Source organism: Actinopolyspora xinjiangensis (genome assembly GCF_900104475.1).
Lineage (GTDB): Bacteria > Actinomycetota > Actinomycetes > Mycobacteriales > Pseudonocardiaceae > Actinopolyspora > Actinopolyspora xinjiangensis.
In genome coordinates this window covers 1-12,553 of record NZ_FNJR01000025.1, presented here as the reverse complement: position 1 = coordinate 12,553, position 12,553 = coordinate 1, and the positions used below count along the sequence as shown (strand labels likewise).

The 12,553-nt window shown below is 65.0% G+C and carries 9 protein-coding genes and 4 pseudogenes; 3 read left to right on the top strand and 10 right to left on the bottom strand.

Going from position 1 to position 12,553, the window contains the following annotated elements; genetic code table 11:
• Positions 1–19 precede the first annotated feature (19 nt).
• From BLQ75_RS22745 to htpG, 10 genes and pseudogenes are all read right to left on the bottom strand, one after another.
• Positions 20–809: pseudogene (locus BLQ75_RS22745) on the bottom strand (IS5 family transposase).
• A gap of 227 nt (positions 810–1,036) precedes the next feature.
• Positions 1,037–1,996 (bottom strand): phytoene/squalene synthase family protein, encoded by a 960-nt coding sequence (locus tag BLQ75_RS22740; RefSeq protein ID WP_170837650.1) that lies wholly within the window; start codon positions 1,994–1,996, stop codon positions 1,037–1,039.
• A gap of 227 nt (positions 1,997–2,223) precedes the next feature.
• A complete protein-coding gene (locus tag BLQ75_RS22735) occupies positions 2,224–2,979 on the bottom strand; it encodes a tRNA-dependent cyclodipeptide synthase (RefSeq protein WP_092604714.1) in 756 nt (251 codons plus the stop codon).
• Between the two features lie 952 nt (positions 2,980–3,931).
• Positions 3,932–4,126 (bottom strand): EF-hand domain-containing protein, encoded by a 195-nt coding sequence (locus tag BLQ75_RS22730; protein ID WP_092604716.1) that lies wholly within the window; start codon positions 4,124–4,126, stop codon positions 3,932–3,934.
• Positions 4,106–4,159: pseudogene (locus tag BLQ75_RS24590) on the bottom strand (hypothetical protein); the annotation flags it as partial. The pseudogene BLQ75_RS24590 and the gene BLQ75_RS22730, both read right to left, overlap by 21 nt.
• Positions 4,160–4,168: 9 nt before the next feature.
• A complete protein-coding gene (locus BLQ75_RS22725) occupies positions 4,169–4,468 on the bottom strand; it encodes an EF-hand domain-containing protein (RefSeq protein ID WP_170837649.1) in 300 nt (99 codons plus the stop codon).
• A gap of 408 nt (positions 4,469–4,876) precedes the next feature.
• A pseudogene (locus BLQ75_RS22720) lies at positions 4,877–5,636 on the bottom strand (methyltransferase).
• Between the two features lie 10 nt (positions 5,637–5,646).
• Positions 5,647–6,018 carry a methyltransferase family protein gene (locus BLQ75_RS22715; protein ID WP_092604711.1) on the bottom strand — a complete coding sequence of 124 codons (372 nt, stop codon included), beginning with the start codon at positions 6,016–6,018 and terminating at the stop codon, positions 5,647–5,649.
• A gap of 38 nt (positions 6,019–6,056) precedes the next feature.
• Positions 6,057–6,815 (bottom strand): class I SAM-dependent methyltransferase, encoded by a 759-nt coding sequence (locus tag BLQ75_RS22710; protein WP_092604710.1) that lies wholly within the window; start codon positions 6,813–6,815, stop codon positions 6,057–6,059.
• 496 nt (positions 6,816–7,311) lie between these two features.
• Positions 7,312–9,213 carry a molecular chaperone HtpG gene (gene htpG / locus BLQ75_RS22705; RefSeq protein WP_092604709.1) on the bottom strand — a complete coding sequence of 634 codons (1,902 nt, stop codon included), beginning with the start codon at positions 9,211–9,213 and terminating at the stop codon, positions 7,312–7,314.
• Positions 9,214–9,497: 284 nt separating this feature from the next.
• Between htpG and BLQ75_RS22700 the strand changes: the two genes are divergently transcribed.
• The 3 genes and pseudogenes from BLQ75_RS22700 (at position 9,498) to BLQ75_RS22690 (ending at position 12,534) form a co-directional block, all read left to right on the top strand.
• Entirely contained in the window at positions 9,498–10,358 is an 861-nt protein-coding gene (locus BLQ75_RS22700) for a phytanoyl-CoA dioxygenase family protein (protein ID WP_092604708.1), read from the top strand.
• A 105-nt stretch (positions 10,359–10,463) separates the two neighbouring features.
• Positions 10,464–11,660: a glycosyltransferase family 87 protein gene (locus BLQ75_RS22695; RefSeq protein WP_092604707.1), complete on the top strand. Its 1,197-nt coding sequence runs from the start codon at positions 10,464–10,466 to the stop codon at positions 11,658–11,660.
• An 84-nt stretch (positions 11,661–11,744) separates the two neighbouring features.
• Positions 11,745–12,534 (top strand): annotated as a pseudogene (locus tag BLQ75_RS22690) (IS5 family transposase).
• Positions 12,535–12,553 lie beyond the last annotated feature (19 nt).

The window sequence follows — 12,553 nt, the reverse complement described above, 5'->3', positions numbered from 1 at the left end:
CTAGAGCGTGACTGGTGGATCAGGTGCGGAGCCAGAGGAGGATGCTGGCTAGGGTCAGGGTGGCGTGGAAGTAGTGGGCTTTGGTGTGGAAGCGGGTGGCGATGCCGCGCCATTGCTTGAGGCGGTTGATGCTGCGTTCGACGATGTTGCGCTGCCGGTAGACAGTGGGCTCGAAGGCGGGTGGGTGGCCTCCCGCCGAGCCTCGCCTGTGGCGGTGTCCGGCCTGGTCGGCTGGTTCCGGGATGGTGGCGGCGAGGCCGCGACGCCGTAGGTGGGCCCGGATTGCTCGTGAGGAGTAGGCCTTGTCGGCAATGATGCGCACCGGTCTGGTGCGCGGGTGCCCACGCCCTGGGCGGGGAACTCGGATGGCCGCCAACAACGGCAGACACTGCGGAGCATCACCGGCTTGTCCCGGCGTGATCAGCAGACTCAGCGGACGGCCTCGTCCGTCGACAGCGAGGTGAATCGTGGTGCTCAGCCCTCCTCGGGACCGGCCCAGTGCTTGCGGGTGCCCCCCTTTTGCTCCGGCGGCGTGCTGGTGGGCGCGCACCACGGTGGAATCCACACTGACCGTCCAGTCCACCTCACTGGCGGCCTCGGCGGCCCGCTGCAGCTCGGTCAGGATCCGATCCCAGGTGCCGCCGGCGGCCCACCGGTAGAAACGAGACTGCACTCCTCTGCCACGGACCGAACCGCTCCGGCAGGTCCCGCCACGGGCAGCTGGCGCGGTCTGTGACGATCATGCCCTCGACCACCTGCCGATGCTCCCGCCACCGACCACCCCGCTGCGGCGTGACCTGCGGCAACATCGGCTCCAACCGCTCCCACTCCCGATCGGACAACTCGCCATACGACACACCTGACCAACGACCACAAGATCCACCAGTCACGCCCTAGCTCGCCGGACAACGCAGCCAACGCCTGCTCCCCATATCGGCATGGCTGGCGGCCCGGCAGTACCGTCGCGCAGCCCTGGACCGCATGGCGACGGCAGCCCGACACGGCGCTCTTTCCACGCTCGCGCGTAGTTCAATGTTCACCAGCTCCGCTGGGCGAGCGCACGAAGATAGGCGGTGCTCGTACTGCCCAGCGACACCGCGCGTTTTCGAAACGAATCGAACGAAGACAGCTTTCCCAGGCGGTAGTCACGGCGGACGAGGCGACGCAGTGAGTCCACGGCGAGTCGGTGTGTCTGCCGGACGAACCACCGCGAGGACGGCCGCACCAACCGCCACCACCCCTCCGACACCGCCAGCAACCCGTTGATCCGATTGGCTTGCCGGTGAACGATCGGACGCATCGCGTGCCCAACCGAGCCGTGTTCGACCAGTTCCTCGATTTCACGGCGATCGACTCCGGAACGGCCGATATCCTCCTCCGGCAGATAGACACGGCCGAGTTCGAGGTCCTCGGTGAAATCCCGCACGAAGTGCAACAGGTAGATAGCGTGACTCAGGGACACCGCCATCTCTGCCGCCGCATCGGAGGACGGTTCGAGTACGGCGTTGATCCACAGGGCCGGCTGTCCGCTGACGGCCAGCATGTACTCGTGCAGGTCAGCGTAGGTGGGATATCCGGTCACTTCCAGGTCAGTGCAGAGACCACGCAGAAACAGATGGACCGATTCGGCGGAGATGTCCCACGTCCGAGCGCAGTGAGCGAACGCCGCCGCGATGAGCGCGTCCGTCCCCTCCTCGGCGTCATCCGGTGGCGTGAGGTCACCGTCGAGGGCGGACGCGATCCGGTTCCGGAATTCCTCGAAACGTCGCGCACGCTCCGGGACGGCCCGGTTCGGATCGTCGAGCATGTCGTCGGCTTGCCTGGCGAAGGCGATCATCGAGTCGTAGTACGGTCGTTTTCCCGGTGGCAGCAGGCAACGTGTTTCGGGGAAATCGACGGTCTTGCTGGACTTCCCCAAGCGGTCACCACAGCGGTGGTAGGCCCGCAGCAAGAAAGGATCGGATATTTTCGCCGCGACGAGCTCGTAGTTCTTCACAGTGCTGTCCGATCTTCGTCGGGTGACATGTTCATCAGATCGAGCCGCCATAGCAAGACCAACGCCAGTGTCTTGCGAACTTTCCGGACCGAGCATGTCGTTCGCCCGGCCATCCCGGACGCTGTTCTGTTCGCTCCTCCCGCTGCTGCCGGATTCTTTCCTTCCTGTTCACGTCTCCACCGCATACCCCAGCAGAGGCTTCCCTGGCGAGATCCGGCGGAGCCCTCTCATCGATCATCGTGTACCGGAACTTCGGACGTGGCGCCGTCGACGAAGCTTCCCGCTGGACGAACGAGCGCATACCCCTGTCGTGACGAGGCCCGCAGCGCGGACCCTTCGGAGAAAATCATCTCAGCCAGCAGCGTCCTGCGATGATAAAAGCACATCGACGAGGGAGCGTCGAATATCCTGGCCGAATCCAGGACAAGTGGAAGCTCTTCGATGATGTAACGCATGGCCCGCCGCTCCCGTTCCGCATTCGACACTTCCTCGACGCCTCGACCCATGAGAATATTACGACTCACCGCGACGCAGGCCTCCCACAGATCATCGTCCCCCTTCACTGTGCTTTCACATTCGGCGAGCTTTTCCACGTAATTCCGATTATCGAACAACATGGACAACATGGACAAGGCATCCGACCCTCTCGGGCCTCCCAGGTTATCCCAAGCACGAAGGACACGATTACGCACGGCGTTGACCTCACCTCGCGCTTTTCGTTCCGCACCTCGGACGGTGTAGCCGAGCGCGTGGTACGTGTGCTCGAGCCCTGAATCCGGAACAACGACGTCGATTCGCGAAAAAATTTCGCTCAGCCAGCCGAGAAGATCCGTCAACAATGCGACACTAAAGTAACTGTTCCCAGGACTCACACCGAAGACCACGTGTTCGCCCCGCTCGAATATAGATCGACAGTTACTCGTCACAGGGTCAACGACGAAACGCGACTGAGTATCACATACTTCGATATCGAACGTATCCATACCTGATACCCTTCTTATGTCATGAGAGCACGACTCAGCCGATGAAACCGATTCAGGTGTACTGCCGCATTAATTAGTCTCGTTTCCCCGGCAGCAATGCGAAGATAATTTTCATCGCGGTGACACACCGCCGTCACAGCGACTACAATACGATCAACATGTGGCCCATCACCATGAGAATGACACGAGCCATACTGATTCGTCGAACGCAGAACACCTTCAGGTCAATTACTCCCTCTTTCGCGTGACCCAGTCGATATTCACCCAACCAGCCACCGAATTGCCGTGGTGCTCACCGAATCGCTCGCCTCGACAGTCGCCGCTGCCGCCGAAGTCACAATCCCCTCGGGCCTAACGGGGGTGGGGGAACCACGTGACGGTATCCGTGAACACGGTGCAGTCACGTCGAGGTGAAGCGGGGTGGCCCAGGCACCCGGCGACGGGCGCTCCGAGCGGATCTCCGCGAGAAGAACCGCGGTCAACGCGTACTCGAGTAAGTAACCACTCTCTACATGCTCCGAACAGGTGCGGGGATGCTCACGACGTGCCTGTGGTAGCCGAAGACTCGATCCGCCTGTTTGGTTCGGCTGAACGGAGTGTCGATGACGGCAGGAAACAGCGATCACACGAGTCAGCACAACCGAAGGTGCTCCCCAGGGGCCGGTGAGTGGGACGCCCCGTCAACGACGGCGCGAATCTCACGAACGCTGCCGTACCGTTGCCACAGCTGACCGGGCGGGTTCACCAGCCCGCCCAAGAACGAAACGCTCAAATCTTTCGAATGGGAGGAACCCGAGTTGAGCGGACACGCGACCGACGGTAGGTACCGCGACAACCAGCGGCTCCTCGCAGCGGGGTTCGCGTGATCGCGGAACCACGCCCCCCCCGCGCGCGGAGAAGTATCGCGGACCAACGCTATGCCCCAGCAACGTGTTCCGCGACAGAGCTGCGGTCAGCCCGTTCCGAGCAGTACGCTGCCCCTGCTGTCGGAGGTCTCGCTGAGCATGAAGTCGACGATGTACTCGGTCAGCTCGTCCTTGGACAGCGAGCCGCTCCCGTCCGCGTCCAGCTCCGAGAAGACGGTGGCCGCGTCGGCGTCCACTCCCGTCGCTCGGTAGTACCTCTCGAACTCCCGCTGCGTGAGCACGCCGTCCCCATCGGTGTCGACGAAGGAGAAGAACTTGTCGACTCAGGGCCGCAGAATCGACCTGGCCTCGTCCTCTCCCCCCGCCAACCAGAAGTTGACGTACTCGTCCTCGCTGATTCGCCCGTCGCCGTCAGTGTCCACGTGCTTCTGCATGGCGGTCAAGTAGTCCATGTTCGCGTCGTACATGGCACGGTGCTGCGCACTTCCCGCGGCATAGCCGAACTCCTCGCACGCCCGACGAGCCAGCTGCTCCAGATCCTCGGGGCCGATCTTTCCGTCGTCGTTGAGATCCGCAGCATGAAAATCTTTCGCAAGTTTCCTCTTCCGCGCTTCAGAAGCCACAGCGGCATCGCTCCTTTTCTCCAACGGGCTCTTCGAGCCGCGATCAAGCGGTACGTCAACGAACGCACTGAAATTTTTTAACTTCCACGAATCGCAGTCAATCGATCACTGCATCGACAATCCCTTCGTGTGAAGTCCGCAGTCGGGAAGCGAAACGAAATCGCATCGCGCAACCATTCCAACCGCTACGGAGACCGCTGCTGTCGCACTTGGTTTCGCTCTTGCCCGAAACCGCGAACCACGCGATCATGACAAACGCCTCCCAGCGCCTCGACCATCCCCGAAACACAGCACGACCACTCGTCCCGCATCGCCTCTAGCCGCTTCCATCCCTCGTCACCGGTACCTGGACTACTTCTTCGACTCCGGCTACATCGAACGACCGACGGCGAGCACGCGCTCGTGAAGTCACCCTCCGGCAAGGGGGTCCCAGCACAGCTCCGTGTCCGGCAGCGGAGGAATACCACCGTGTGACGGGACCACCCCGGACACCGAGCGGGCACGAACCGGTCGCGGCTCATGAGCGGGCGGGCACCCGCGCTTCCAGGAGGTGGAACGAAGACGAGACCTTGACTCGACCCGCGTAGTCGAGCCCTGATTCCTCGAACAGCCGGGCGAAGTCCCCCTCGGGACGTTCCCGGGCGCTCCGAACAACACGAACATCCCGAGGTCCGAAACCGCTTCCATCATCGACCACTCCCCCGCCTCGTCGAGCAGGACCTCGAAGATGAGGATCCGGGCTCCCGGCCACGCGGCCCGCGCGTAGCGGGAGAGGATGCGCACGCAGGTTTCGTCGTTCCAGTTGTGCAGCACTGCGGAGAGGAGGTAGGCATCCCCCTCCTCGGGGACGGCTTCCCTCGCGTCACCGCTCACGATCTCGCAGCGGTCGGACAGCTCCCCCGAGCGCAGCTCCTCCACCGCATCGACCACCACCGACTCGGTGTCGAACAGCACACCCCGGACGTCCCCTCGGCGGCGCAGGATCTCGCGCAGATGTTTCCCCCTGCCCCTCATCGACGATCCGCGACACGCCGCCGAGGTCGAGGGCTCCGAGCAGTGCCTCGCACGGGGTTTGGCCCTCGTCCTCGCGCATCGTCGCGTGAAACGCCGTGGCCCGCCGCTCGTCGCGAGCCAGGAACTCGTAGAACTTCTCGCCGTGCGACGCGATGAACGGACAGTCACCGGTGCGAATTCCCTCGTCCAGTACGGCCCACGCCTGCCAGATGCTGTCGTTGTCGAGTCCCTGGCAGAGCAGCCGCCCGCCCGCAGCTCCCGGAGAGGGGAGTTCGTTCGTACGCGTCCTCTCCCGCCGTGCGGAACACGCCGAGCAGCGTCAACGCGCGCAACAGTCGGCGCAGGAGCTCGGGGCGCGTTCCCGTACGATCGGCCAGCTCCGGCACCGAGGTGGCCTCCGCTCCGACGGCGTCGGGCAGTCCCAACCGCACCGCCGCGCGGAGCAGGTGTCCGGAGTAGGCGTACACCAGCGCCAGCCGAAACGGCTCGACCTCACCGTCGATGTCGTGGAAGGGATCGTGGGTTTCGGTGGACAACGCGACCTCCGAGGGTGAAACTCCACAGCGGGAGACCGTCAATTCGCCAGCCTCAGCTCGACCGCGAAACTCCCGTCGGCGGTATCCTGCGGATAGTGGTACTCCACCACGCGCCATCCGGTTCCGCGCACGAGCTCGTGCAACTTCTCGGATGGTGTGCCGTACTGGACAGACCCCCACTCGCTCCACTCACCCAGTTCCGCACCGGTTTGGAAGCGGGCGCGGAACCGGATGCCGCGCCCCGCTCCGAGGGCCGATACGTCCGAGCCGAGTATCCGCGCACCGGATTTGGCCATCACCGCCAGGTGGGAAAGCACCGCACCGCAGTCGGCGGAACTGCACAGCAGAGCGAGGTTGATCCCCAGCAGCAGGAACGTGTCGAAACCGCCGAGGTTCTCGGGCAGGTCGAACAGATCGCCGAGCCGCGCGTCCACTCCCCGCCCGCGGGCGATGGCCACAGCCGCCGGAGACACGTCGAGACCGACCAGATCGTGACCAGCCGCCATAAGTTCCGAGGCGTGCCTGCCGACACCGCACCCCAGATCCAGCACCCGACCGCGAACCAGTTCACATGCCAGCACATCGGCCCGGAACCAACGCTCCGGGCCGTGGAAGTAGTCGGCGGCATCCTCACTGTAGGAAGTCCCGTCCTCCAGTTCGTAGACCAGCCAGGTCAGGCCGCGTTTCCCGCCGGTTCGCTCGACACGCAGGTAGGCCTGTCCGTAGACGTCGGCGATCGTGTTCGTGCCGCTCGGCCGGGCCGTCGTCCGGCGAGTCGCATCGAGAGCTTCGTCCATCTCGTACTCCCAGCGGTATGCCCCCGAACACTACGCCGATCGTGGTGGAAACAGCTGCCATGATCCCCTTTCGGGGGATCAATTCACGGAAGATCTCCCACTTTCGGGGAATACGAGAACGGGTACGGCTCCTCTTCCTTCGTGACGGTTTCGTCGCGGCCTCGCCCACTGCGACCACGGACACGCCCGAGCCTCGTCACACCGCTCGGACCGGGCCCGATCGCCCGGAAAGGAGCCCAGCACGCCGGGGACCGCACCGCGGCGCCCGAACAGCGGTCCCAACGGGGCGAACGTACCGGTTGTCACAGGTACTCACCTGGTAAACCCGATATATGCGGGAAAAACCACGGGAGTACCAGCGCGGAGGTGATTCGGCGGCACCTGTACTGATGACGAATCCGCCCCACACGGGAACGACCGACAGGGGACGGCCGTACCAGGCGTTCTCGCCGGGGCCGAGAGCAGCCGCTCCCCGATCCCGGCGAGAACGGTAGGCTCACAGCGTTTGGGCGAGCCTGTTGGCCAGCAGGCTGGTGAACTGGGCGGGTTCACGAAGCTCGCCGCCCTCGGCCAGCAGCGCCATACCGTGGAGGAGTTCGGCCGTCTCCTCCAGCTCCCGGCTCTGGCCGTTCCTGTCGTAGGACTCGCGCATCCCGCTCACGAGGGGGTGATCGGGATTGACTTCGAGGATGCGTTTCACCGGCGGCAGTTCGTGCCCCATGGCGCGGTACATCTTCTCCAGGGTCGGCCCCATGTCATCGCTGTCACTGACCACGCAGGCCGGCGAGGAGCTCAGGCGGGAGGACAGCCGCACTTCCTTCACGTCGTCGGCGAGCTTGGTCGACATCCAGGACAGCACGTCGGCGAACTCCTGCTCCCGCTCGGTGTCCTTGCCGTCCTCGTCCTTCCCGTCGAGATCGACCTGGCCCTTGGCGATCGACTGGAACCGCTTGCCGTCGAACTCCGGTACCGACTCCACCCACATCTCGTCGACCGGGTCGGTCAGCAGCAGCACCTCCATGCCCTTGTCCCGGAAGGCCTCGATGTGCGGGGAGTTCTCGACCTTGGAGCGCGAACTGCCGGTGATGTAGTAGATGGTGTCCTGGCTGTCCTTCATCCGCTCGATGTACTCACGCAGTGTCGTCCTGCTCTCCGGATCGTGCGTGGACTCGAAAGACGCGATCTCGAGGATCTGCTCGCGGTTGTCGACGTCGTTGAGCAGCCCCTCCTTGACCGCCTGGCCGAACTGGTCCCAGAACTTCGCGTAGCGGTCCGGGTCCTCGCTCATCATGTCCTTGACCGTGGACAGAACCTTCTTGACCAGGCGCCTACGCATCATCTGGATCTGGCGGTCCTGCTGCAGGATCTCCCGCGAGACGTTGAGGGAGAGATCCTGCGCGTCCACCACGCCCTTGACGAAGCGCAGGTACTCCGGCAGGAGCTCTTCGCAGTCGTCCATGATGAACACGCGCTTGACGTAGAGCTGGACGCCGCGCTTGTGGTCCCGGGTGAAGAGGTCGAAGGGGGCGACGGAGGGGATGAACAGCAGCGCCTGGTACTCGATCGTGCCCTCGGCCCGCAGGTGGATCGTCTCGAGCGGATCGTTCCAGTCGTGGCTGATGTGCTTGTAGAACTCGCGGTACTCCTCCTCGGCCACCTCCTCCTTGGGGCGGGCCCAGAGCGCCTTCATCGAGTTGATCGTCTCGAGCTGCCGCGTCGTGGTGCCCTCGGAGTCGGTGCGCTCGACCTCCATGCGGATCGGCCACGAGATGAAGTCGGAGTAGCGTTTGACGATGTTGGTGATCGTCGTGCTGTCGGTGTAGTCGAGCAGGCTGTCTTCCTGGTCCTCGGCCTTCAGGTGCAGCGTCACCGCCGTTCCCTGCGGAGCCTCCTCGACCGTCTCGATGGTGTAGGTGCCCTCACCGGTGGAGTCCCAGCGGGTGCCGGTGCTCTCCCCCACCCGACGGGTCAGCAGCGTCACCCTGTCGGCGACCATGAAGCTGGCGTAGAAGCCGAGCCCGAACTGGCCGATCAGTTCCTGCGCGGCCGCGCCGTCCTGGGTTTCCTTCAGCTGCTGCAGCAGCTCCGCCGTGCCCGACTTGGCGATAGTGCCGATAAGGTCCTGGACCTCGTCCCGCGACATGCCGATACCGTTGTCACGCACCGTCAGCGTGCGGTGCTGCCTGTCGGCCTCGATCAGGATGTGCGGGTCGGAGGTGTCCACCTCCAGGTCCTTGTCGCGGAAGGACTCCAGCCGCACCTTGTCGAGCGCGTCCGAGGCGTTGGAAACGAGCTCGCGCAGGAACGTGTCCTTGTTCGAATATATGGCGTGAACCATCAACTGCAACAATTTGCGGGATTCCGCCTGAAATTCGAACGTCTCCGCCTGTGTACTCACTGATCCCCTTTCCCGAAATCACGGTTCCCGCACGTCGCTTCGAACGGCGACACGGGTACGTCCCGGATTATAGGAGCTCACGCGAACGCCGCGGCCATCCCGCCTCGGGAACGTGAGCCCTTCGAGAGGTCGGCACAAGCGATCGCACGTGACGGTTCCGCCAGGGTGGCGACATTGCTTCGGAGCACCGCAGCCGCTACTGTTGTTGCGTATTGAGCAATCAGTTGCGAAATACGCTCACTGGCTCAACGGTTCATCGATGCCGGATCGTTCGGAGGCGCGGGATGACAGCGATACACGTCTGCCGTGGAACGCTGGACGACGAGGAGCGCGGCGATCTCGTCTTCGCCGGGGATCTCGTGATCTTTCCCGGCGTCACGGCGCTAGACGCCTTTCGGGACCGGGTCGATGAGCTGGTCCGGGCCGAACTGGGTACCACCGATCCGGAGAGCGCGCAGTTCGCACTCGCCCCCACCGAGTACCTCGACGCGGTTCGAGAGGCCCGACAGCGTGTCCGCGACGACACTGCCGCGCACCGCCTGCTGCTCACGGCGCTGGAGAACACCGGACTCGCCGCTTGCGACACCTACTGGGACTGGGTTCACCTGCGGGTCCTGCCCCACGGGAAGGAACACGCGGGAGCTGGAACGAACTGGCACCGGGACACCTGGGCGTCGAACCTCTACGCACAGACCAACTGGTGGACACCGATCTACCCGATCACCGCGGGGCGCACGATCACCTTTTCCCCCGCACAGTGGTCCGAGGCGGTCGCGAACACCAGCTCCGAGTGGGGCCCTCGCGCCTACCGGGGTTCAGGCGCCGAGAACGCGGGAGGCGCTGTGACCCCTCAACTCGCGCCCCCCCAGCCAACCGTTCCGGAGCTACAGGTCGTCATCAATCCGGGTGACCTACTGTGCTTCTCGGGAGCGCACCTGCACGGAACAGTGCCCAACGAATCCGGCCGAACGCGGTTCTCCGTCGAGGTACGTACCCTGTGCCGCACCGATGTCGAGCAGGGCCGGGGCGCCCCCAACGTGGACGGCCATGCCTCCCGGAGCCGGCACCAGTGGTTCCACCACGTGGTCGACGGCACCTCACTGCGGAGCCGGACCGCCTTCGGTTTCCGCGCGGGGCCACTGTGATCGAATGTCGAAGTGGCATCTTCGAGGCACACTTCCACGGCGCCGTCGGTCGTCCCCGAGCCCCCGGCTTCGAAGGACTTCCCGCGGGAGCGGTTACACGCTTTGATGACGCGGTACCCGCGTGTCCTCCTCGTCGCTTCGTTACCGCTGTTGGCCGTCTCGGTGTGGTACCTGCTCTCGCCCGCCCTCTTTCGCGGGGAGGGCGGGGAGATCTACCTCCGGGGCGACTTCGAGGTCTACCGCTGGGCCGTGCACACCTGGCTGGACGGTGGCAACGTCGTCGAGAACTGGGCACCACTGCGGGGCGGCAATCTGTTGCCCTGGGTGTATCCCCCGTTCGCGCTGCTATCGCTGAGCGCGTTCGCCCTACCGCCGGTCACGGTGGGAGTGCTGCTGATGTGGGCCGCGAACCTGGCGGCCATGGGCATGACGCTCTACCTGATCGTGCGGCACCAGTGGCCCAGTGTGGGACCCAACGGCGCGTTGGCCGTCGCGGCCCTCGCGCTCCCGCTTCCCCTGTGGTTGGAGCCCGTCTACGCGTGCTTCTCCCAGGGGCAGGTCAACCTGGTGCTGATGGGGCTGGTGGCCGCGGACTGCCTCGTGCGGAATCCGCGGTGGCCGCGCGGACTGCTGGTGGGTGTCGCCGCCGCGACCAAGCTCATGCCCGCGGCCTTCCTGCTGTTCTTCCTGTTCCGCAGAGATTTCCGAGCCGCCGTGACCTGCGCGGTCACCGGGGTGGTCTGCACGCTGCTCGGGTTCCTGGTCGACTTCGAGGCGTCGGTGGACTACTGGTTCCGCTACGGACCGGCCAGCTCCGTGGCAGGTCATGCGGCCGACACCAACCAGTCGATCATGGGTGCGCTCGCGCGTCTGGATTTGCAGCCCGTGGTGCAGCACGGGACCTGGGCGGGCGTGAGCCTGGTACTGGCCCTCGTGCTCGCACGCACGATCGGCCGGGTCTCTCCTCCGGTGGCGATGACGCTGACCGGTCTGTTCGCGCTGCTGGTGTCGCCGACGACCTGGACGAGTCACTGGGTCTGGGTCATTCCCGGCCTGCTGATTCTACTCGGTGCCACGGTGCGGTACCGCAGCATCAGCCGGTTCGCACTCGTCGTGCTGATCATCATCGCGGGCAGGAAGATACCGTTCCGAGTGCTCGCCAACGAGGACATTCCCCCACTACTGTGGCTGCCGCAGCAGCTCGTCGGCAACGCCTACGTCGTCCTCGCGGTTGGGCTGCTGCTGCTGACGGGCTGGCAGGCGAGCCGGTCCCGCGCGTCCGGCGCGGTCTCGAAGCCCTAGGGCGTGACTGGTGGATCTTGTGGTCGTTGGTCAGGTGTGTCGTATGGCGAGTTGTCCGATCGGGAGTGGGAGCGGTTGGAGCCGATGTTGCCGCAGGTCACGCCGCAGCGGGGTGGTCGGTGGCGGGAGCATCGGCAGGTGGTCGAGGGCATGATCGTCACAGACCGCGCCAGCTGCCCGTGGCGGGACCTGCCGGAGCGGTTCGGTCCGTGGCAGAGGAGTGCAGTCTCGTTTCTACCGGTGGGCCGCCGGCGGCACCTGGGATCGGATCCTGACCGAGCTGCAGCGGGCCGCCGAGGCCGCCAGTGAGGTGGACTGGACGGTCAGTGTGGATTCCACCGTGGTGCGCGCCCACCAGCACGCCGCCGGAGCAAAAGGGGGGCACCCGCAAGCACTGGGCCGGTCCCGAGGAGGGCTGAGCACCACGATTCACCTCGCTGTCGACGGACGAGGCCGTCCGCTGAGTCTGCTGATCACGCCGGGACAAGCCGGTGATGCTCCGCAGTGTCTGCCGTTGTTGGCGGCCATCCGAGTTCCCCGCCCAGGGCGTGGGCACCCGCGCACCAGACCGGTGCGCATCATTGCCGACAAGGCCTACTCCTCACGAGCAATCCGGGCCCACCTACGGCGTCGCGGCCTCGCCGCCACCATCCCGGAACCAGCCGACCAGGCCGGACACCGCCACAGGCGAGGCTCGGCGGGAGGCCACCCACCCGCCTTCGAGCCCACTGTCTACCGGCAGCGCAACATCGTCGAACGCAGCATCAACCGCCTCAAGCAATGGCGCGGCATCGCCACCCGCTTCCACACCAAAGCCCACTACTTCCACGCCACCCTGACCCTAGCCAGCATCCTCCTCTGGCTCCGCACCTGATCCACCAGTCACGCTCTAG